This window comes from Paenibacillus thiaminolyticus, from assembly GCF_003591545.1.
Classification (GTDB): Bacteria; Bacillota; Bacilli; order Paenibacillales; family Paenibacillaceae; genus Paenibacillus_B; species Paenibacillus_B thiaminolyticus_A.
Window position 1 is genome coordinate 50,895 of the sequence record NZ_QYZD01000007.1, and the last position, 20,519, is coordinate 71,413.

Here is a 20,519-nt window from a genome sequence, read left to right on the forward strand (position 1 = left end):
CCCTTGTGCGGGGACTCGACTCTCCATTGGCAGCAACGTCTCTCATGAATCTGCTAGCAGTAGCAGTTCTGCCGCATAGTACCGCTATCCCAAGGTCCGGGCAAGCCGGACGAAGCGGGCGGCATGTTCTGCCAGCCCCGCGTAATTGCCGGAACGGATATCCTCGCCCCGGACGAGCTTCGAGCCGAGCCCGAATGCCGAGGCGCCGGCCGCGGCATAAGCTTCCATCGTCGACAGATCGACTCCGCCAGTCGCCATAATCGGAATATGGGCCAACGGGCCACGAATCTCGCGGATATAATTCGGACCCAGCGTGCCAAGCGGGAACAGCTTGACCGCCTTGGCCCCGGCATTCCACGCCCGCACGATCTCCGTCGGGGTCAGCACGCCCGGCCATACATCGACGCCGCGCGCAGCGGCATAGTCGATGACGGCCTCGTCCAGATTCGGCGAGATGAGGAACTCCGCTCCCGCCGCCATTGCCTCTCGGGCCATATCGGCATCCAGCACCGTGCCTGCGCCGATGAAGGCGCGCCCCTCGAACCGATTCCGCCACCGGCGAATGATGTCCGGGGCGCCCTCGGTATTCATGGTGACCTCCATGAACCGGATCCCGCCGGCTACCAGCGCTTCCCCTGCCTGATCGGCAGCTTCTCCGGTAAAGCCGCGGAATATGGCGACAATCCTTTCCTGTAGCATGAGTGAGGTTAAATCTTCCTTGCGATCCGGATACTCCATCCTTCCGCCTCCTTCCCGGCGCTTCTTATCGTGACAGCCGATAGGGCTGTTCGTTCGCTTCGCATGGAGGCGAGGCTCCAATCGTTATATGATCCCCTCGCCCGTCTGCCGCAGCTTCTCGGCCCGGCGCTTGGCGAAGGCCGCGCTGCCGATGACGCCTCCGTCATCGATTAATTCGCCCTGGCGAATCGTGAGCCGCTCCAGATAGCCGTGATAGACGGTACGGGACAGCGTCTCCCGCACCGGCTTGAGCAGCCGGTCGCCGGCCATGGCGCCGCCGCCGCCGATGACGATGACATCCGGGCTTAGCAGCGAGATGGAATATGACAGTCCAGTGCCGAGCACCTGGCCGGTATATTCCATAATCTCGATGGCAAGCGCATCTCCTTCGTCATAAGCCTGCGATACATCGGACGCGGACAATTCTCCCCGCTCGTACGGGCCGCGCAGCAGGCTCTCGCGTCCTCCCTCCAGCGCTTGCTTCGCTTGGCGTACGATGCCTGTCGCCGAGACCACCGTCTCCAGGCACCCGGTCAGCCCGCATCCGCACGGGGTCGTCTCGCCCGGGATCGCGACATGGCCCAGCTCTCCCGCCATGAAGCCGCTTCCGTAATAAAGCTCCCCTTGCACGACGGTAGCTGCCGCCAATCCGGTCCCGATGGTGACGCCGTGCACGACGCCGGCGCCCCGGCCGGCTCCGCTCATCGCCTCGCCATATACGTACATCCGGACATCGTTATCGATGAATACCGGCACACCGACCTTGGCGCTAAGCCGTCCGGAGACATCTACATTATTCCATTTCAGATTGGACGCGAAGATGCTCACGCCGCGCTCCGGATCGATGAACCCCGGGATTCCGGCGCCGACAGCCAGGAGAAGGCTGCGATCCCCCTCGAACTGAACGAACAGCTCATCAATCATATTGGCAATCTTGTCCAACACATGGTCGACGCCAAGCGCCGCTTCTGTAGGCCGCTTCAGCTTTCCAACCATTTCATACCGCTCATTCACCAGGCCGCACACGATATTCGTGCCGCCAACATCGATCCCTACCATATATTGCATGCTGGTCTCCTGCCCTTCCTTCTTGTTCGATAGCTCTGTTTGATCCGTATTATAGCACGAGAGGCGCCGATCTTTTGCGTGAATAAATCACCGGATTACAAATTTCCCGCAAACGAAGAGAGAGGGCTTCAGCCGGCAAGCCACCATTCGAAGGCGCAACCGGTGCCTGCAACTGCCCTTCGACAGCGCAACCGCAGCATTTTCCTCCAATTTGCCTCAAAATCGCCTTAATCTTGGAATCATAATGGAAGACGCGGGGACAGCAAATCGCTATAATGATACTGTGATGTATATCACTGCATAGGGAAGGCTACATTTGGTTATAGATGTGCAATCAGGAGCTACGCTCAACCATCGGTTCAAGAGGTGATTATTCATGACATACGTCGATATCAGTTCCATAAGCCCGCAGTTGTTCGTGACGGTGCTGTTTTTTCTGCTCATCGTGTGTCCGCTCGTCAGTCTGGGGATCGTCCGTCTCTTTCAGCAGCGTGTGAAGATCGGCATCACCTACATTGCTTCCGCCATCGTTTCTTACATCGTCTTTCTCATCGCTGCCGAATTTGTGCACAAGACATGGGGGTAACGGGGCAACCCGTAATACGGTTCTTCCGGAGCATCCTTGCGGATAAGGATGCTTTTTTTGATCCGACCGCCCCTTCATAGGACATGCAAGAACCTGTTGCAACGGCAAATAGCCCCCGCCGCCAATTCCGCCGCCTGCAGGGCGGAGAAAAAGCGATGAGGGCTAAGCATTACATCATTCGCTGCCGTCGTTCTCGATTGGCGGAATTTCTAATTCGGGATCGACGGAGTCATCATTTTCCTTCGGCTGCTCAGGCTTCTTCACCTGCAAGCCCGCCTTCTCGTAGAAGGACGATTTGAGCGTATTGAACTGCGTCGTGTAATCGTTGAATTGCGTCTTCAATTCTTCGACCTGACGGTAAGCTTCATTCCGTTCCGCGACCGCCTTATTGATCGACTTCAGCTTCGTATCCTCCGACTTCAGCTGCTCGTACAGCGACTGCTCATGTTCAATCCACTTCTCGTAGCTCTCGAAGAGCGACTTGAACGTGTCATACCTCTTCACGTACGCTTGATAGGCTTCTTCCGCCGGCTTCTTCAGCTCCTCTTCCTTCAGATTCGCGATGATGCCGTCCATCTCGCCAATCTGATCGCGCGCCTCGTCCAACTGGGCCTTCATCTGCTCCAGCACCTGCTTGCGCTCGGCGAGCGCCTGATTCGTATTGTCGATCAGTGTCTGCACGTTACGGTTATCCTGCTTGCCTTGATTAATAATGGAAATGTATTGCTTCTCATCTTTATCTTCAAGGGTTTTCAGCGAGCTCATCGCGGCCGGCACATTCACTTCCGTCGACGAAGCCTTCTCGAACCGGTCGAAAATTTGCGATGTCGGCGATGCGCCGCATCCTGATATCGCCACGGCGATGGACAATATTGCCGCCGCTGCGCCCCATGTTCTCAATCCTGCCACTCTTCGTACCTCCCTAGGTCCTGCTACAGACGCTTGTCATGATGAAAATTGCAGACAAAGTGAGCGTTCGGATCATAGACCTCGAACTCATACCCTTTGCTCTGGATATACTCGATAATCGACGGCAGAGCCTCCAGCGTCTGCTGTCGATCATGCATCAGGATAACCTCCACGTCCTCCGTCAGTCCTGCCTTGACCTGCTCCAGAATCCGGTTCGGCTGCCCGACATAATTCCAGTCCAGCGAATCGAGCGTCCAGTCCCACATCTTGAATCCGGCCTGCGCGATATCGCCGCGGAATGATTCCCCAATCTGCGGAGCGCTGCCGTATGGAGCCCTGATAAGCGTCGGCGTCACGCCGGTCAGATCGTTGACGATGCCTTGGGCTTCCTGGAATTCCTTGATGAAATTCCCTGAACCGCCGCTCTTGTACAGCTTATTGTAATCATGAGACATGCTGTGAAGGCCCGGATAATGGCCGTCTTCCACGATCCGCTTCACCGCGTCGGGATAGGTTCTCATATTGTCGCCAAGCATGAAGAACGTTGCCTTGATACCGTTTTTGTCCAACAGATCCAGCATGTCGTTCGAATACTTGCTTGGTCCGTCATCGAATGTAAGATAGGCGACCTTGCGGGTCATGCCATTATATTCCTTCGGCACTTCCTTCTCGACCGCTGCCGAGGCGAATGCGGCTACTTCCGTGACAACCAGTTCACTGCCGGTCGCCGACGCGGTGCCGGTGCCTATCAAGCTCTTGGCGACCGAATAAGCACCATAGCAAATGCCAATCACGAGCAGCAACAATACCGTCCGCCCGATCCATCTCTTCTTGCTCTTCCGCTTCCGTGTGTTTCTCGTCATCACGTTTCGATCCTTCATCCTCTTTCTCCACTTCCTTCTCCTTCTTTCGACACTACTATAATACAAGTCTAGCATTTTGACATTACAGAAACATGACAAAAAGGGAAAATAAGCGGGATTAATATAAACAATGTTGTTACCATCTCATAGAAAAAATATGGTAGGAATCGAGATTCAATCGGATAGAAAAACGAGGACAATCTAGTAAAACAAAGGAAGCGCCATGCCTTGCACCTGCGGACCGGCCGCAGGAATCGCCTCTGCCTGTTCCAGGGATGTGGCCTGGCTGAACATAATCATAATCGAAGCTTTACGCTGACCCGTCCCTCATGCCGCATGCAGCATTCAGAAGCGCCCCAACTATTTATATTCATGGCATGCCAAAAAAATGACCCGGGAACGAATCCCGGGTCATTCCTGAGCGGCGTCTTCATCGCCGCCTTCTCCTAGCGATGGACGACATGCTGCGGAGAGCCTATCAGATAGGCACGTATATTGTCGGCAGCGATCGCGAGCAGGCGTTGGCGGGCTGCTTGCGAAGCCCAGGCCATATGGGGCGTGACGATAAGCCGCTGATGAGGCATGAGCAGCGGATGCGATGCCGAAGGCGGCTCCTCGGCGAGCACATCCAGCAGGACGCCGCAGAGCCGCCCTTCCCGCAGCGCGTCGGCCACCTCCTGCTCATGCAGCAGCCCGCCGCGGGACGTATTAATAAGCACTGCGGTCCGCTTCATCTTCCCGATGAAGGTCCGGTTGACCATGCCGCGCGTCTCTTCGGTCAGCGGACAATGCAGCGACACGACATCCGCCTCGGCCAGGAGCTCATCCTGACTGACGAACCGAATCCCGGCCTCGCCCTCCGGCACCGTGCGGGGCTGCGATGACATCCATCCCGAAGGCCCGGCCGGCCCGGCCACCTTGCGGCCGATCTGCCCGTAGCCGATGATGCCGAACGTCCTGCCGGCCAATTCCGTCTGCGGCGACAGCCAGTAGCTGAAGTCCGGCTGGCGGGACCAGCCGCCTCGCTTCACCGAGCGATCATGGGCTTCCACGCGGTGGCACCAGGAGAGGAGCAGGGCGAAGACGAATTGGGCGACATTGTCCGCGCCATACCCCGGGACGTTCGTCACGGTGATGCCCAGCGATTGCGCCGCATCGACATCGACGATATCATAGCCAGTCGCCAGCACGCCGATATAGCGGAGCGACGGCAGCTTCCGCAGCGTCTCCGCAGTCAGCGGCGTCTTGTTCGTCAGCACGATATCCGCCCCTTGCGCCCGGGCTTCAATCTCCTCCCTATCCGTGCGCGCATGCGCCTCCACCTGCACCTCGGCTGCTGGAATACACGCCGCCTCCGCGACCGCCGCGCGCAGCACGTCCCAGCTCAGATCGCCGGGATTGAGCGCATGGCCGTCCAATATGACGATCCGCATCGCGCCTCTCGCCCCCTTATCCTTTTCGCTTGCGCTTCCTTATTCGTCGTTCTGCTTCGCCAGCGCCGCCTTGAGCAGATCGCCCAGATTGTTGCCGAGCGGCTCCTGCTTCTCGAATTGCTTGACCAGCTTCCGCTCTTCATGCTTCTTGATTCGGCCGCCGCCTTCCTCCAGCTTCTCCGTAATGTTGCAAGGAAGGCACTGCACGAATTTGCCGGCTTTTCCGATTTTGAACTCCATTTTTTTATGGCATTGCGGGCAGCGCCGGTTCGACAGATTCTTCTCCTCCGAGCGCCGGTACTCGCATGACTTGTTGGAGCAGACGAGCCACTTGCCCCGCTTCCCCTTGCGCTCCATCAGCCGCGAGCCGCACTCCGGGCAATGGCTGCTCGTCAGGTTATGCGGCTTATACTCCGCCTGACTCCGCTTCACTTCGCTCACGAGCTGCTCCGTCATGTTGCGGATATCCGTCATGAAGGCGGACGTCTGCGACGAACCGCGGGCAATCTGCTCCAGCTCGCGCTCCCACTGCGCCGTCAACTCCGGCTTACGAAGCTGCTCAGACACGAGGTTGATGAGCTGGGTCCCCTTGCCGGTCGGCTGGAGCGAAGAGCCTTGGCGTTCGATCGTGTCGGAGGAGACCAGCTTCTCGATGATATCCGCCCGGGTCGCCGGCGTGCCGAGTCCGTATTTCTCCATCTGGGTAAGCAGCGTAGCTTCGGTATATCTTGCAGGGGGCTTCGTCCGTCCGCGGCGGGTGAAGACGCGCTTCGCCTGCAGCCGTTGGCCCTGGGTGAGGCTCGGCAGGCGCTGCTCGGCCCTGCCCGCTTCGTCGGCATCGTCCTCGTCATCCGCCAGCTCCCAATCGTTCTCATACGCCTTTTTCCAGCCGTTGTCGATGACCGTCTTGCCTTTCGCATGCAACTGCTCCCCCCCCATGCCGATCGTGACCGCGACTTGCTCGTAACGGACCGGGGGCAGGAACAAGGCGAGGAATCGGCGCGCGATTAGATCATAGAGCTTGCGCTCCTCCGGCGACAGATTGGCCAGCCGCAGCGGCTCATCCGTAGGAATGATGGCGTGATGATCCGTCACCTTCGCATCATCGACGATGCGCTTCGTCACATGCAGCTTCCCGCGCAGGAGCGGCTTCGCGATCGCGGCGTACGGGCCGACGGCCATCGCATCCAGCCGCTCGGGCAGCGTTCCCGTCATATCGGAAGACAGATACCGGCTGTCCGTGCGCGGATACGTCACCAGCTTGTGCTGCTCGTATAGCCGCTGCAGCACATTCGACGTCTGCTTCGCGGAGAAGCCGTAACGCCGGTTCGCGTCCCGCTGCAGCTCGGTCAAGTCGTAAGCGAGCGGGTGCGGCTCGCTCTTCTCCGTCTTCTTCAAGCCGGAGATCACCGCCTCGCGCCCTTTCAGCTTCTCGGCCAGCGCCACAGCCTCTTCCAGCCGGAACAGGCGGGCATCCCCGCCCGGGGCGCGCCATGCGGCCTCGAAGCTGCCGAAGTCAGCGTGAACCGTCTCATATTCCTGCGATTGGAACTCCCGAATCTCCTGCTCGCGCTTCATCAGCATCGCCAGCGTCGGCGTCTGCACCCGGCCGGCGGACAACGGGGTCTCGAACTTGGTCGTCAGTGCCCGCGTCACATTCAAGCCGATGAGCCAATCGGCCTCGGCGCGGCAGCGGGCCGATTCATACAGCCGATCGAACGCCTTGCCGGGCTTCAATTGGCGGAATCCCTCCCGAATCGCCTTGTCCGTCTGGGAGGAGATCCAGAGGCGATGGAACGGCTTGTTCCACTTCACCATCTGCATAATCCAGCGGGCGAGCAATTCTCCTTCGCGTGCCGCGTCCGTCGCGACAATCAGGTCCTTCAGGTCCTGACGCTTGCAGAGCTGCTGGACGGCCTTGAATTGATGAGATGATTCCCGCAGCACCTTCAATCTCATCCGATCAGGGATGATCGGCAGGTCTTCCAGGCGCCAGGTCTGGTATTTCTTATCGTAGTCTTCCGGCTCCGCCAGCCCGACCAGATGACCGAGCGCCCAGGTGACGACATAATCAGGACCTTCAAAATATGTTTTATGCGAGTTGCGGCATCCCAGCACGCGCGCGAGCTCCCGCGCAACCGAAGGCTTTTCTGCCAGAACGAGTGATTTCATGCGTCCATTCCTTCCTTATCGATACTCTGAACCCATTATAGCATGGCGTTCAACCGCAGTGCCGTCCCTTCCACTGCCGCCAACAGCCGTAGCCCCGAAAGAAGTTGTCTCTCGGGGCCCGCATGGCGATGCATGGTCGGCTTAGAGCGAGCGGACGGCTCCCCCGTCGGCCAGCAGCGCCTGTCCGGTCATATAGCTGTTCGCCGGCGAGGCGAGGAACGCGATCAGCGTCCCCATCTCCTCCGGGCTGCCGTAGCGTCCGATAGGAATGCGGTGGCGCTGCTCCTCCTCGATCTGCCCGACCTCCACCTGCCGTGCCTCCGCGGCCAACTGGTCCAATTGGATGACGCGATCGGTCGCGAAGCGGCCCGGACCGACCGTATTGATGAGAATATTGTCCTGTGCCAGCTCCGGAGCCAGCGTCTTCGCAAGCCCGAGCACGCCGACCCGCAGCGTGGAGGAGACGACGAGATTCTCGATCGGCTCCTTGTGAGCGGAGGAGGTCACATTGACGATACGCCCGAACTTCTGGCCGCGCATATAAGGAAGCACGGCGCGAATGGAGCGGATATAGCTGAGCAGCGTCAGCTCGAAGCCGTGCTGCCAGGCCGCGTCGTCAATCTCATCGAAGGTTCCCGGTGCCGGCCCGCCGCAATTGTTGACCAGAATGTCGACCGTGCCGTGCCGCTCCACGGTAACGGCTACAATGCGTTCAATGTCTTGCGGGCGGGTAATATCCGCCATGACGGCAAGCGGCCGGCTGCCTGTCCGTGCCTCTATCTGTCCCGCCGCCTCGCGAACGGTCTCTTCCTGGCGGCCGACCAAGGTCACGCGCGCCCCTTCCCCCGCCAGCGCGGAGGCTGCTGCCAATCCCAAGCCTTTGGATGAGGCCAACACGATGGCCGTCTTGTCCTTCAGTTGCAAATCCATAGATACCCGACTCCTCTCCTGTAAAATACGGCAAGTCTGCCGCACGCCGCGACAGATTCGACATGCGCCTACAATGCTGCTACCGACAGTATACCAAATTCAACCACATTCTTCGTAATCCTCCTCTCTGGTTGTGCTATGATAAGGGAATGGACAACCGTGGCCCGCACGCCGCGGCCGCTATCGCAAGGAGGGATTCCACGCCTTGAACGCGTTCACGCTGAAGCTGCTCGCGCTGGCACTCATGCTGCTCGATCATATTCATTTTTATTTCCCGGATTCTCCCGACTGGTTCCATAGCGCGGGACGGCTGGCAGCCCCCATCTTCTTCTTCTTCGCGGCGGAAGGCTACGCCCATACGCGCGACATCCGGCGCTATATGCTGCGCATGTTCATCTTCGCCCTGGTGATGGCGGCAGGCAGCGAGCTGCTGACGTTGGCGATGCCGGGCGGCACGATCGACAATAACATCTTCCTCTCGCTCTTCGCCGCGCTCGTGCTGATGGCAGCGCTGGACTGGGCGAGATCATCAGGCCAGACGGCGGGCGGCATCCTGATCTGCGGCACGATTATGGGAGCCATGTTCTTCGTCGAGTACAGCTTGCTGGCGGTATCGATGGCGATCGTCTTCCATCTGCTTCGAGGCACCAAAGCGATGATTCCGGCGTTTATCCTCACTTCTCTCGTGCTCTCGCTCGCCCCGTACGCCAATGTGCACCGAGAGGTGATGTGGACGGCGCATTACCTGTTCGTGGTCAATCCGCAATGGATGATGATCTTCGCCATCCCGCTGATTCTGGCCTATAACGGAGAACGAGGCCCGGACCAACCGTGGGCCAAATACGTATTCTATTTCTTTTATCCTCTGCATGTGTGGCTGCTGTATGCCATCAGTTGGCTGGCTGCGGCATAGGCCGGTTCTATGTCAGCCGTGCATTCCCCGTTTTCTCGCAGCGTGCAGCAGGGCAAACGGGATAGGAATATGGTAAAATAGCCCTGCTACTGATAGATTATCAAGCAGCAATGCCGCTGCTGCGAGAAACATAGGCAAAGTCCTAGCAATGATAGGATCTGTTACATGCTTAGGTACATAACTTCAAGAGGAGAGATGACATGAAAAATAGATGGTTCATCGGACTCGTGTTCATGATGCTGCTTGCCGCATTTGCAACCGGAGCGTTGGCCGCCGGCTCGTACAAGCTGATCGTGGACGGGAAGAAAATAGATGCGGACATCCGGGACATCAACGGCACCGTCTATGTACCGTTGCGCACCGTCTCGGAAGCGCTTGGGGCCGCCGTGCGCTATGACAAGACCAGCCAGACGATCACGCTCCATTCGTCTCCGCGTGCTGCGCTGGCCTCGCAAGACGCAGCGGCCGAATCGCGCAAGGGCTCCCGGCAGCACCCGGCTTCGCTGGGCGAGACGGTGGTCTTTGCGGCGGGCCACGGAGCCGATGCGACGGCGACAGGAAGCATAACCGTCGAGGAGATTGTTAGAGGGAAGGAAGCATGGGAACAAATCTATGCGACGAATCGCTTCAACAAAGCGCCGCGCAAAGGCTATGAATACATATTGGCAAAAGTGACCGTCGGCATCGACTCACATGCGAACCCGGACGCGGCGGTCGATGTCAACGCGTTCGACTTCACCCTGGTCTCATCCGCCGGCGCCGATTATCCCGCAGTCGCGGTCGTCACTCCGGATCCTCCTCTCCGGACGAAAATATATGTCGGCGGGACCTATACGGGATGGGCTGCATTCATGGTCCGTCAAGACGACGCGGAGCCGCTCATCGCGAACGGCCGCAAACACGACGGCACGAGCGGCCTGTGGTTCAAGACCGTTCCATAACAACAACGAAGCCGCAGCAGCCCTGGCCTAGGGAGGCTGCGGCTGATTGCGTCGGACCTATGGAAGCTTTTTCATCTCGATCGTCTCTCTGTCTTCCTCTTCCTTACCGTCATCGGTCAGGCCGCGGGTGGAATTGCGGAATTCCCGCAGCATATCGCCGAATGCCCGGCCGAGATGCGGCAGCTTCGCCGGGCCGAAGAGCATCAGCGCCAGCATCAAAATAATGACCAGGCCGGAATCCCGATATTGTTCAGCATGGAGGCCACCTCCTTCCTTAAAGATGTGAGGGCGGATGGTGGTCGAGATTTCTTCCGGAGTGCGTGTTGCTCCGACCTTTTGCAAATTAGGCCCGACTGCCCCTTCCGCCAATTAAATTGTGCACAATTTAATTGGCTCCAATTTTTGGATATGCTATAAATAGGGTAGTAAGTTGATACGTTACTTTTCGAATGCAAAGGAGCGGGTGAATGATGGCAACGGTTTACGATTTTACGGTGAAGAAGCCGAATGGCGAATTGACCTCCTTGCGGGACTACGAAGGGCAAGTGCTCCTTATTGTCAATACCGCGAGCAAATGCGGATTTACGCCGCAATTCAAGGAGCTGCAAGCCTTGTATGACAAGTTCAAGGATCGTGGCTTCGCCGTGCTTGGCTTTCCGTGCGCGCAGTTCGGCAATCAAGAGTTCGAGAAGACAGAGGAGACGATGGAGTTCTGTCAAGTGAATTACGCCGTCACCTTCCCGATGTTCGCGAAGGTCGATGTGAAGGGGCCAGAGGCCGATCCGTTGTTTGCCCATCTGACTCATGAGAAAAAAGGGCTATTGGGCAGCACCGAGATCAAGTGGAATTTCACCAAATTCCTCGTGGACAAAGACGGGCGCGTCGTGGACCGGTATGCTCCGCAGACGAATCCGGCCAAGCTGGAAGATGAGATTGCGGTTCTGCTCTAGCGGGGCCCGAGGTTAGGAGTGATTGCGATGACGACATCCCATCCCCTGCCGCCGGATGAGCGGCTGAAGCTGGATAATCAGCTCTGCTTCGCCATCTATGCGGCTTCCCGGGAATTGACGAAGCTGTACCGGCCGCTGCTGGAGCGGCTGGAGCTGACCTACCCGCAATATCTCGCCCTCCTGGCGCTATGGGAACATGACGGCATGACGGTAAAGGAATTGGGTCTTGGCTTATATTTGGACTCCGGCACGCTGACGCCGATGCTGAAGCGCATGGAGCAGCAAGGGCTGATTCGGCGGGCGCGCGCCGCAGAGGACGAACGCAAGGTCATCCTCTCACTGACCGGCAAGGGCCATTCTCTGAAAAAGGAGGCGGCCTGCATCCCTGCCCAGTTGGCGGATCTGGCTGACAGCGCCCGGCTCGATCCGGCACGCCTGCTGCACGACATCCGTACGCTGCTGGGCCATTTGTCGCAGCTTCCTCCGCACGGGCCGAATGACGGTTTGACTTTTGGATAGAATATTCTATAATAATATCAATCATGATACAGCCATTACGCCAATGAAGAGCATCCAACTCGGAGCGTTCTCGATCGGATATTGACAGCCGCTTGTGCCTGTCCTTGTCTCTAAGTGAACCGGGCCCGCCCGTTACCGCGGAACCAAGAGGATTCTCCGTCACCTGCGCCTGAGCGGGAGCGGGAATCAAGTTGGGTGGCACCGCGAGCTAGCGCTCCTCGTCCCAATCGGATGAGGGGCGCTTTCTGTTTATTTTCGGTAGATCGAAGGAGATGTGACGAATGCTGGATATCAAATGGATTCGCAGCCACCCGGATACGGTTCAGGAGGCGGCCCGGGTCAAAGGAATGGAGTTCGACGTGAATGAACTGCTTCAATGGGATGAAGCGAGAAGAGCGAGGCTGCAGGAGGCGGATACGCTCCGCCAAGCCCGCAATGAGGCTTCGGCCCGCATCGCGGCCTGTCTGCGCGATGGTCGGCGTGATGAAGCCGAGACGCTGAAGGCAAGCGCGCGGGAGATGAACGAGACGCTGGAGCGTCTGGAACGGGAGCTGGGCGAAGCGGAGCGGGAGTTCCGCCGCTGCATGCTGCTCGTTCCGAATCTGCCCGCGGCGGATTCTCCGGTCGGCGCTTCGGATGCGGACAATGTGGAGCTGCGGCGTGTCGGCGAGCCGCCCCGCTTCGCCTTCGAGCTGCTTGACCATGTCGAGCTCGGCGAGCGGCTTGGCCTGATCGACACGGAGCGCGGGGTGAAGGTCGCGGGCTCGCGCAGCTATTACTTGCGCCAGGCCGGCGTGCTGCTCCATCGGGCGGTGCAGCAGCTGGCGCTCGATCTGCTCGTCGACCGCGGCTTCACGCTCCTGGACGTGCCGCTCCTCGTGCGGGAGGAAGCCCTGGTCGGCACCGGCTTCTTCCCGCTTGGCGAGGAGCAGACGTACGCGCTGCCCGAGGACGGCCGCTGGCTCGTCGGCACGTCGGAGGTCAGCCTCGCCGCCTATTACAGCGGCGAGATCGTGGACGTGAGCGAGCCGATCCGACTGGCGGGCGCCTCATCCTGCTTCCGCCGCGAAGTCGGCTCGGCCGGCCGGGATGTGCGCGGACTGTACCGGGTTCACCAGTTCGCCAAGGTGGAACAGGTCGTCCTGACCCGCAGCGATCCGGCGGAATCGAACCGGATGCTGGAGGAGATGGTCGCCCACGCCGAGGACATCCTTCATGCCTTGGAGCTGCCGTACCGCGTCATGGACGTCTGCACCGGCGACATGTCGCAGAAGACGTATAAGCAGTACGATATCGAGACGTGGATGCCAGGGCGCGCCGCTTACGGCGAGACCCACTCGGCCTCGAATCTGCTCGACTTCCAGTCGCGGCGGCTGCAGATCCGCTATCGGGATGAGGACGGGACGCTCCAGTACTGCCACACCCTCAACAACACGGCCGTCGCCAGCCCGCGCATCCTGATTCCGCTGCTGGAGAACCATCAGCAGGCGGACGGTTCGGTGCGAATCCCGGAAGCGCTCCGGCCTTATATGCGCGGAATGGATCGCCTCCAATGAACGCCATTACACAGCAGCAGCCCCCCGAACGGGAGGCTGCTGTCTTTTTCACGGTCATGCGCTTATTTGGACGGAGTATTGGTTACATCCTTGCTCACCTATTGCCCACATCCGTGCTTTCGATTTTGCTTTCATTTTTATTGGCTATTGGCGTTGTTGGCAGCTTTGCTCCCGCTCTTGGCTCCAGTCTTGCTCGAGGTGGGGCCGCTGCCCTCGGCAGCCGCCGCATCCTTCCGCTTCTCGCCGGCAATGGCTGTCACCGCATCCGCGGAGGTCCGGAGCGATCGCTTGACTTCGAAGGTTCCCAGCTCGGTCGCCTTGCCGTCCTTGTCGATCTTGCCGTATTTGACCGTGTCCTGAACCGGGAACGTATGCTGAAAATAGATCAGCAACGCCTCCCCTTCGGGCCGGGTTCCACTCTCCTCCAGATAGATATCCGGATTGGCTGTCGTCCGTCCCTGCCATAACACTTCCGCCAGCCCGTCCTCATTCACGGCGATGTAGCTCTTCACATCCTTCACCGTAGAGTAGTAGCGCAAAGCTTCTCCTTCCGGGAATTCGATCTGGACCTCGAAGCCTTCGGCGCGATACGGCAGCTCCCGGTTCGGGAAGACGAAGGGCAGCAGCAAGGCTTCCTTGCGCGCATCCTCCAGCCCTCCGGTGCGCAGCACCTCATCCCGCCGCACCCGTTCCGGCGTCCGGATAATAGCCGTACGCGTGCTGTTGTTCCACTCCACCTCGCCGCCCAGCGCCTCGCTCACGAAGCGGAGCGGCACATACGTGTGGCCGTCAATGATTTTGACCGGAGCCGCCAGCTCCACTTCTGTACCATTCACCCAAGCGGCCGTCTTATCCGCGACCAGCTTCACGGCATTCGACTTGCCCTTGGAATATACCCATACCGTCTTGGTTGCCGCGTCCCATTTGTACGTAATCTCCTGGTCGTTCGAGTTGCCGAAGTAACTGTAATCATCAAAAGCAAACAACGGAACCATGATGTAATTGCGCTCCCATCTCCATTCCGTTAGCTGAAATCCGTTCATGTACACATTGGTCGCCTTCCCGCCGGCCGCCGTCTTGCCGGCTGCCTCCGCGTTCCCCGGCCCCGCCAATAATTGGACTCCCAACCCGATGACCAGACATAATCCGGCTAGCATCCATTTGCGCATCTTTCCTGCTCCTCTCGCATCGATGTAGGTCCTGGTCGTGCTTCTATGTAAGGGATTCGCTATTCATTCGACTGAATCCTTCTTCCCGATGCTGCACCCGGCGAAGAATTGGGGAAAATGTCTAGCCATGGCGATATGGAATGGGTGATTTGGAAGGGCCGATCATGATTCGAAAAAACACCCCGCGCAAGTTCGAACCGTAAACAGTAAATGGCTATCCTTCAGCCAGTCCCGGCTTACAGGATAGCCACGCGTTCAATTGCGGATGAGCGGCGCCGATATCAGCTTGGCCAGTTCTCTCGCATGGGGCTCTGCTTCAATGCAACTAAAGTGATTTCCCGCAATTTCTGTCACTTCAAAATCTCCAAGACAAATATCCCGCCAAAAATCGAGCGTCATTTCTTCCGTGCCCGGTAAAAAACTGAACGGCTCAGCTGCCAGTAAAAAACGAATATTTCCCATATAAGGAGGAGGGGTAAACCGGGCCGCCTTAAAGCTTTGGCGGTACATCTTGAACATTCCCTCCGCCATATCGACCGGCATTTCCTCTCCGGTTGCTGTCGCTATCGCCTGGACATAAGCCGCGAATCGATCTCTCCTGCTGACCGCCGCCAGACGGCAAAAGAGTTCTCCCGCTTTGTCCAGCCCGGCATCTCCCCCAATCGTGCATGAAGAACCTTCGGGTACGCTTCTGTTGTTACTTTCGAAAATATGCAATAACCCTCGCACGAGATCATCTGGATCTACATCGCCAAAACCGGTGTGCTGGATGGAAATATTCAAATTGGGAACAAACAACGACTCGATGACAAGGTCATCGTCGATATCGAAAAGCACCGGGTGACTGTCGATCAACACGAGATCCGCCACATGAACCCCTTTCTCAACCAGGCGTCTTGCCACTTCAATAGCGATTAATCCGCCCAGGCAATAACCGATAAGCTGCATGCGCTTATGTCCGCTTTCCAACAGACGTCCGGCGTAATCATCGGCAATATGCTCAATCAATCCGGAAGGCTCGTACGCGCAGTAGTTCTCGGCATCGGCCACGGATATCCCGACGACAGGCCCCAAATTTTGAGTTTTTAAATGCTCCACAAGCAAACGAAAACAATTCATCGTTCCCAGACCCGCATGGAAAACAACCCGGAGCGGACCGGTCTCCCCGCCTCCATATGGACTAAGCACTGCATTGCTTGACCCGCCTTGCCAATCTGGCGATGGACCGTCAAACGCACGCTCCTTCTCCTGGCCGTGGGAACGGATAAATTCCGCCAATGCGGCGACAGTGGGGTAATTCAACATTTGCCGGAGCAAAGCGTCATATGGAATTTCACCTTGCGAAGGATCCTTGGCGAACTCGTCGCGCAGTTGGCCTGCCACCTGCGCCATAATGAGCGAATCGGCCCCCAAATCGTAAAAGCTTTGCGATCTGCCGATACCGGGAATGCTCAACGCTCTCGCCCATACTGTCGCAAGCTCGGCTTCCAGCGCATCCGAGCTTTCCTCGCCGCTGCCGGCGGCTGCCATCTCCATCGCCAGTCTCGGACGCCATGCCGCCAGCTCGCTCCGATCGATCTTGCCGTTGCCCGTAAGCGGCAGCGCGTCTGCAATCTGCAGTTGGGACGGCAGCATATGGGCGGGTAAACGCAGCGAGAGAAAATCCGCAAGCTCCGGCGCACTGGCCGGGATCCTGTCCTGTTTCATGCGCCTCGCAAACAGGTGAAAGCCCAAAACGGAAAGCTTGTGCTTCTCTTCAGGCAAGGACAGAATCGGATCATCTCCATATTCCTGCAACAGCCGCATCCAACCGTCCCGGTTCAGGTAAGAAGTCTCCATCCGCAGACGATCGCCCGGTTCCGTCATCATAAACGCCTGCGAAGCCAGAATCCAAGCATGCTCCGCTGTCGGTTCCGTAAACACGAGCCATCCGCCGGGACACACCAGTTCCGTCAACCGGTCCAAGCTGGACGGAATATCGCGGGCGTTCTCCAATACCCCGGCCGCAAGTACAACATCAAAGCTGTTCGGCGCTAGTCCTTGCACCCGGTAATCCTGATCCACATCGAAAAGGCCGAACCGTATTCCCGGATATTGTCCGAACCGGTTTCTAGCCCCCGGAATAAAGAACGAGGAAACATCCGTAAATACATACTCCACGTCGAAGCCTTCCAAAGCGCTCAATACTTTTTCCGTCGTTGCCCCCGTACCGGCTCCAACCTCTAAGATCCGCAGCGGTCTTCCCGAATGGTTCTCGGCTATGTGTGTTAGAAGCCTGCAAATGCAACGGTTGAGATAGCCCGCCATGAGATGATCAACGTATAAGGAACGGACAAGGTCAAGCTTGCCGTCTGGAAAAAGCAGCGCAACCGGATCTTGCCGCCCGCTTAGCAGCTCCGGCAACCGTTCGGCATTGCTTCGAACATAATCCATGAATCCCGAAGAGCTCAGCTTATTCGTCCAAGATGCCTCGGCCTGTTCCCAATATCGGGACAACTGGCCCTCGTCCGGCTTATGCGAACAACGGTAATGGCCGCCAGGGTGCTCCATCAGCAATCCAGCTTTCGTCAGCTTGGCGAGCCAGCGTTGAGCAACCCAGTGAAATTGAGGAGCGATTCCGGCACGCTGCAACATCTCTGTCATCGAGTACATCTCATCGTCGGCAAACAGTCCCAGCTTGAACAGCGCATCCAACATCGAGTGATGAACGGCTGTATCAAGACGTTCCGCCGCCGCTTCGATTTCCGCTTCGTCAAGCCGGGCGGCCACAGTGCCGTCCGGCTCGTCAAAGCCCTCGATCAGCCGGTCAAATTCAGATTGTTCCGCCGCTTTATTCCGCTCCTTCTTGCGGGCAAGCTCCACGACGCCGAGCAACGTTTTATCCTCGCCCGCACCTTCCGTCATCACAACCCCGGCTGCCGCAACCGCAGGGTGCTTCAGCAGCGTCGACTCGATATCGCCCAACTCGATCCGATGTCCCCGTATTTTGACCTGATGATCCTCGCGGCCAAGAAACTCAATGTCGCCGCCGGGCAGGTAACGTCCCAAGTCGCCGGTGCGATACAGCCGTTGTCCGTCCACGGGATGAGGGAAAAAGCGCCGTTGCGTCGTTTCGATATCGCCCAAATATCCCTCGGCCAAACCGTGTCCGGTAATGTACAGCTCCCCGGTTACCCATACCGGACAATCGCGCATTCGGGAGTCCAGCACCCGAAATCCCTGGTTGGCTAGCGGCCGCCCGTAAGGGATGCTTTGCCAGTCGGGTTGAAGCCCCTTATAGACGTGATAGATCGACCAAATGGATGCTTCCGTAGCGCCGCCCAGACTGACGGCCTGCACAGCGGGCAAACGGCGGCCAAGCCGGTCCGGCAGGGCAAGCGGAATCCAGTCTCCTGACAGCAGAGCCAGACGAAGCCGCGGCAGGGCAATGCGAGGCTCAGATTCCAAATAATCGACCAGCATCTGCATCAACGCCGGCACGGAATTCCACACCGTGACTTCATGGTTGACCATCAGTTCCGCCCAATGCGACGGGTCGGTCATTCTGTCATGGCTCGGATACACTAATGTGCCTCCTGCGGAAAGCGGACCGAAGATGTCATAGACGGACAAATCAAAGCCCAATTGCGCAAGTCCCAACACGCTGTCGCCCTGGCTGACGCCGAAACGCCGATTGATATCCGCAATGGTATTGGCGGCAGCGCGGTGGGTGATCACGACGCCCTTCGGCTGACCGGTGGAACCGGAAGTATAGATGACGTATGCGGGCCGATCCGGGTCTCCGCCGTACTGCGGCGCATGCTCCGGAAGCGGCTTGAGCCGATCCACTTCGATCGTTGTCACGCCGTCGGGCCACATCAGGCAAGTCGCTGAGCATGTCAAGATAAACCGTATATTTGCTTGCTCCAGCATCGCCATTCGGCGAAGCTCGGGCTGCTTCGGATCAATCGGGACATAGACGGCTCCCGCCCACAAAGCCCCAAGTACCCCCGCTGCCTGGTGCGCGCATTTATCCATCACAACTGCAACCCGCTCCTCGACGGCGCAACCCGACGCTTTTAATTGTTCCGCCACCGCAGCGGCCCGACGGGCCAACTCTCCGTACGTCACCTGGCCTCCGCTATCGATAATGGCCGTGCGATCCGGGGTTGCGGCCGCTTGCGCCAGCACCGGCTCATGCAATGGGCGATCGGGCACTGGCGCGTCCGTAGCGTTGATCCGCTGTCGTTCCGCCATCTGCCAGCCAGGCAATGCCGCGGATTCAACTGAATCCCAGCTTCGATGTGAATCAGCAAGTGAACGCAGCAATTCCTCAAAGCAGTCGAACATATCGTCGACCATTTGGTCGGGGAAGACGCCTTCCCGCACATCCCAATTGACCTGCAGTCCGTCCGGGCTGTCCATCGCCTGGCAATCGATGAAGACTTGCGGCGTTTGGCTGATGCCGTACCCGTCAATTTTGCCTGTCAGTTGATGGGCCGGTTCGACAAGACCGATGGCGCTGGTAAACACCACCGGCATCAAAGCGGCTTCCCTGCCGCGCCTGCGCGCAACCTCCCGCATCACCTCCACCCCGGAGAACAGGCGGTGATCCAAATCCTCGAACAGCTGTTTCTGTAAAGCTCTTGCACGCTCAATAAACGATTTCTCCGCGTCCCAATCTACAGCCAGCAAATTAACCGATGTAAAATCGCCGACAATAGCGTGAACCTGGGGATGCAGCGGCAACCGGTTCAGCATCGTCAGATTGAGACAGAACTGCCGGCTGCGGCTCCATCTCTCGAGGACGGCGCCGTAAGCGGCCATCACGGCAGCGGTCGGCGTCAAACCCTGCTTTTGCGCTCGCTGCTTGAGCCCTTCCCAGGCCGTCTTGTCCAGATGAAGAGAGCGGCGCCGAAAGCGCGCCGGTCCGTCGGTGACCGGTTGTCTCGCCAAAGGCAGATCCGGCGCCGGAGGCAAGGCGTCAATCCGGCCAAGCCAGTAGTCCTTGTCCCGGGCATAAGCGGGCGTCTCCTTCAAGCCGCGTTCCGCGAGCAAATAGTCGCGGAAGCGGAGCGGAAGATCGGGCAAGCGCCGCCCCGGCTCGTTGTACAGTGTTTCAAACTCAGACAAAAGCAGCCAAATGCTGGCCCAATCGGCGACAAGAAAATCCATGGAAACATGCAGGATCGCGTGATCGCCCGTTCGGGTCACGCCAATATTGAATAAAGGCCACCGATTCGTATCGTACTTACGATGACTCATGTCATCCCGAATTGCAGCAAGCCTAGCTTCCGCCTCTCGCCGCTCCCATTCTCTTAGATCGGTGTACGTCACGTTCAGCTTCGGAGCGTTCTGCATGACTCGCTGCTGTCCGTTCTGATCAATTGTCGCCCGAAGCATGTCGTGGCGGTCAACGAGCCGATTCCAAGCCGTCTCCGTCCGTTCGGGGGCGAGGTCAGGATAGTATAATTCCATGTAGATATGGCAAGCTACCCCCCCATAATCCATCAACTCGCGGCGCCCCAAAAAATAAGCGGACTGCACATCGGTAAGCGGAAAAGGTTCAAACCGGGACACCGGATCGGGTGTAACGGCCGCTGCCCGCGACTCTGCGCGCAAGATATCCAGCAGTGCCTCTTTATTGTCTTTCAAGGCCTGCACATCGCGATCCGTAAGCACTCCTTTGGGTGCTCTGTAGCGCAGGCTCCCCTCCTCCTCCCATACCGACATTCCCGCCTGGCGGAGCCGCGCCAGCAGTTCTGCACCGTTGGTTTTAAGATGTTGCGGCAT

15 protein-coding genes and 1 pseudogene are annotated in these 20,519 nt (G+C 58.4%); 6 read left to right on the forward strand and 10 right to left on the reverse strand.

The features are described from left to right. Window positions 1-84: 84 nt before the first annotated feature. Together DQX05_RS10305 and DQX05_RS10310 are read right to left on the reverse strand one after the other, a co-directional pair. A complete protein-coding gene (locus DQX05_RS10305; protein WP_119793257.1) occupies window positions 85-738 on the reverse strand; it encodes a bifunctional 4-hydroxy-2-oxoglutarate aldolase/2-dehydro-3-deoxy-phosphogluconate aldolase in 654 nt (217 codons plus the stop codon). Window positions 739-822: 84 nt separating this feature from the next. Beyond that, window positions 823-1,806: an ROK family protein gene (locus DQX05_RS10310; protein ID WP_119793259.1), complete on the reverse strand. Its 984-nt coding sequence runs from the start codon at window positions 1,804-1,806 to the stop codon at window positions 823-825. 376 nt (window positions 1,807-2,182) lie between these two features. Between DQX05_RS10310 and DQX05_RS10315 the strand changes: the two genes are divergently transcribed. Continuing rightward, window positions 2,183-2,392, forward strand: a complete 210-nt coding sequence (locus DQX05_RS10315) for a hypothetical protein (protein ID WP_119793261.1) — start codon at window positions 2,183-2,185, stop codon at window positions 2,390-2,392. Between the two features lie 174 nt (window positions 2,393-2,566). On the opposite strand, the gene DQX05_RS10320 is transcribed toward DQX05_RS10315, so the two are convergent. From DQX05_RS10320 to DQX05_RS10340, 5 genes are all read right to left on the reverse strand, one after another. Continuing rightward, the gene (locus DQX05_RS10320; RefSeq protein ID WP_119793263.1) at window positions 2,567-3,301 is read right to left on the reverse strand and encodes a YkyA family protein; all 735 of its coding nucleotides are present in this window, start codon (window positions 3,299-3,301) and stop codon (window positions 2,567-2,569) included. A gap of 23 nt (window positions 3,302-3,324) precedes the next feature. Then, window positions 3,325-4,182: a polysaccharide deacetylase family protein gene (locus tag DQX05_RS10325; RefSeq protein ID WP_259391895.1), complete on the reverse strand. Its 858-nt coding sequence runs from the start codon at window positions 4,180-4,182 to the stop codon at window positions 3,325-3,327. Window positions 4,183-4,610: 428 nt separating this feature from the next. Continuing rightward, window positions 4,611-5,597, reverse strand: a complete 987-nt coding sequence (locus DQX05_RS10330) for a D-2-hydroxyacid dehydrogenase (protein WP_119793264.1) — start codon at window positions 5,595-5,597, stop codon at window positions 4,611-4,613. Window positions 5,598-5,636: 39 nt separating this feature from the next. Beyond that, window positions 5,637-7,769, reverse strand: a complete 2,133-nt coding sequence (locus tag DQX05_RS10335; RefSeq protein ID WP_119793266.1) for a DNA topoisomerase III — start codon at window positions 7,767-7,769, stop codon at window positions 5,637-5,639. A 141-nt stretch (window positions 7,770-7,910) separates the two neighbouring features. Continuing rightward, window positions 7,911-8,699: an SDR family oxidoreductase gene (locus tag DQX05_RS10340; protein ID WP_119793268.1), complete on the reverse strand. Its 789-nt coding sequence runs from the start codon at window positions 8,697-8,699 to the stop codon at window positions 7,911-7,913. Window positions 8,700-8,904: 205 nt separating this feature from the next. Between DQX05_RS10340 and DQX05_RS10345 the strand changes: the two genes are divergently transcribed. Then, entirely contained in the window at window positions 8,905-9,612 is a 708-nt protein-coding gene (locus tag DQX05_RS10345; RefSeq protein WP_119793270.1) for a TraX family protein, read from the forward strand. Between the two features lie 200 nt (window positions 9,613-9,812). Continuing rightward, a complete protein-coding gene (locus DQX05_RS10350) occupies window positions 9,813-10,553 on the forward strand; it encodes a stalk domain-containing protein (RefSeq protein ID WP_119793272.1) in 741 nt (246 codons plus the stop codon). A gap of 57 nt (window positions 10,554-10,610) precedes the next feature. On the opposite strand, the pseudogene DQX05_RS10355 reads toward DQX05_RS10350, so the two are convergent. Next, window positions 10,611-10,810 (reverse strand): annotated as a pseudogene (locus DQX05_RS10355) (twin-arginine translocase TatA/TatE family subunit). Between the two features lie 213 nt (window positions 10,811-11,023). Here DQX05_RS10355 and DQX05_RS10360 point away from each other — a divergent pair. From DQX05_RS10360 to serS, 3 genes are all read left to right on the forward strand, one after another. Continuing rightward, on the forward strand, window positions 11,024-11,503 hold the full coding sequence (locus DQX05_RS10360; RefSeq protein ID WP_119793454.1) for a glutathione peroxidase: 480 nt from the start codon (window positions 11,024-11,026) through the stop codon (window positions 11,501-11,503). 27 nt (window positions 11,504-11,530) lie between these two features. Continuing rightward, on the forward strand, window positions 11,531-12,022 hold the full coding sequence (locus tag DQX05_RS10365; protein ID WP_119793274.1) for a MarR family winged helix-turn-helix transcriptional regulator: 492 nt from the start codon (window positions 11,531-11,533) through the stop codon (window positions 12,020-12,022). A gap of 281 nt (window positions 12,023-12,303) precedes the next feature. After that, window positions 12,304-13,578, forward strand: a complete 1,275-nt coding sequence (gene serS / locus DQX05_RS10370; RefSeq protein WP_119793276.1) for a serine--tRNA ligase — start codon at window positions 12,304-12,306, stop codon at window positions 13,576-13,578. Window positions 13,579-13,715: 137 nt separating this feature from the next. Here serS and DQX05_RS10375 read toward each other — a convergent pair whose 3' ends face one another. Together DQX05_RS10375 and DQX05_RS10380 are read right to left on the reverse strand one after the other, a co-directional pair. Then, entirely contained in the window at window positions 13,716-14,747 is a 1,032-nt protein-coding gene (locus DQX05_RS10375) for a copper amine oxidase N-terminal domain-containing protein (protein WP_119793278.1), read from the reverse strand. 255 nt (window positions 14,748-15,002) lie between these two features. Continuing rightward, entirely contained in the window at window positions 15,003-20,519 is a 5,517-nt protein-coding gene (locus DQX05_RS10380; RefSeq protein ID WP_119793279.1) for a non-ribosomal peptide synthetase, read from the reverse strand.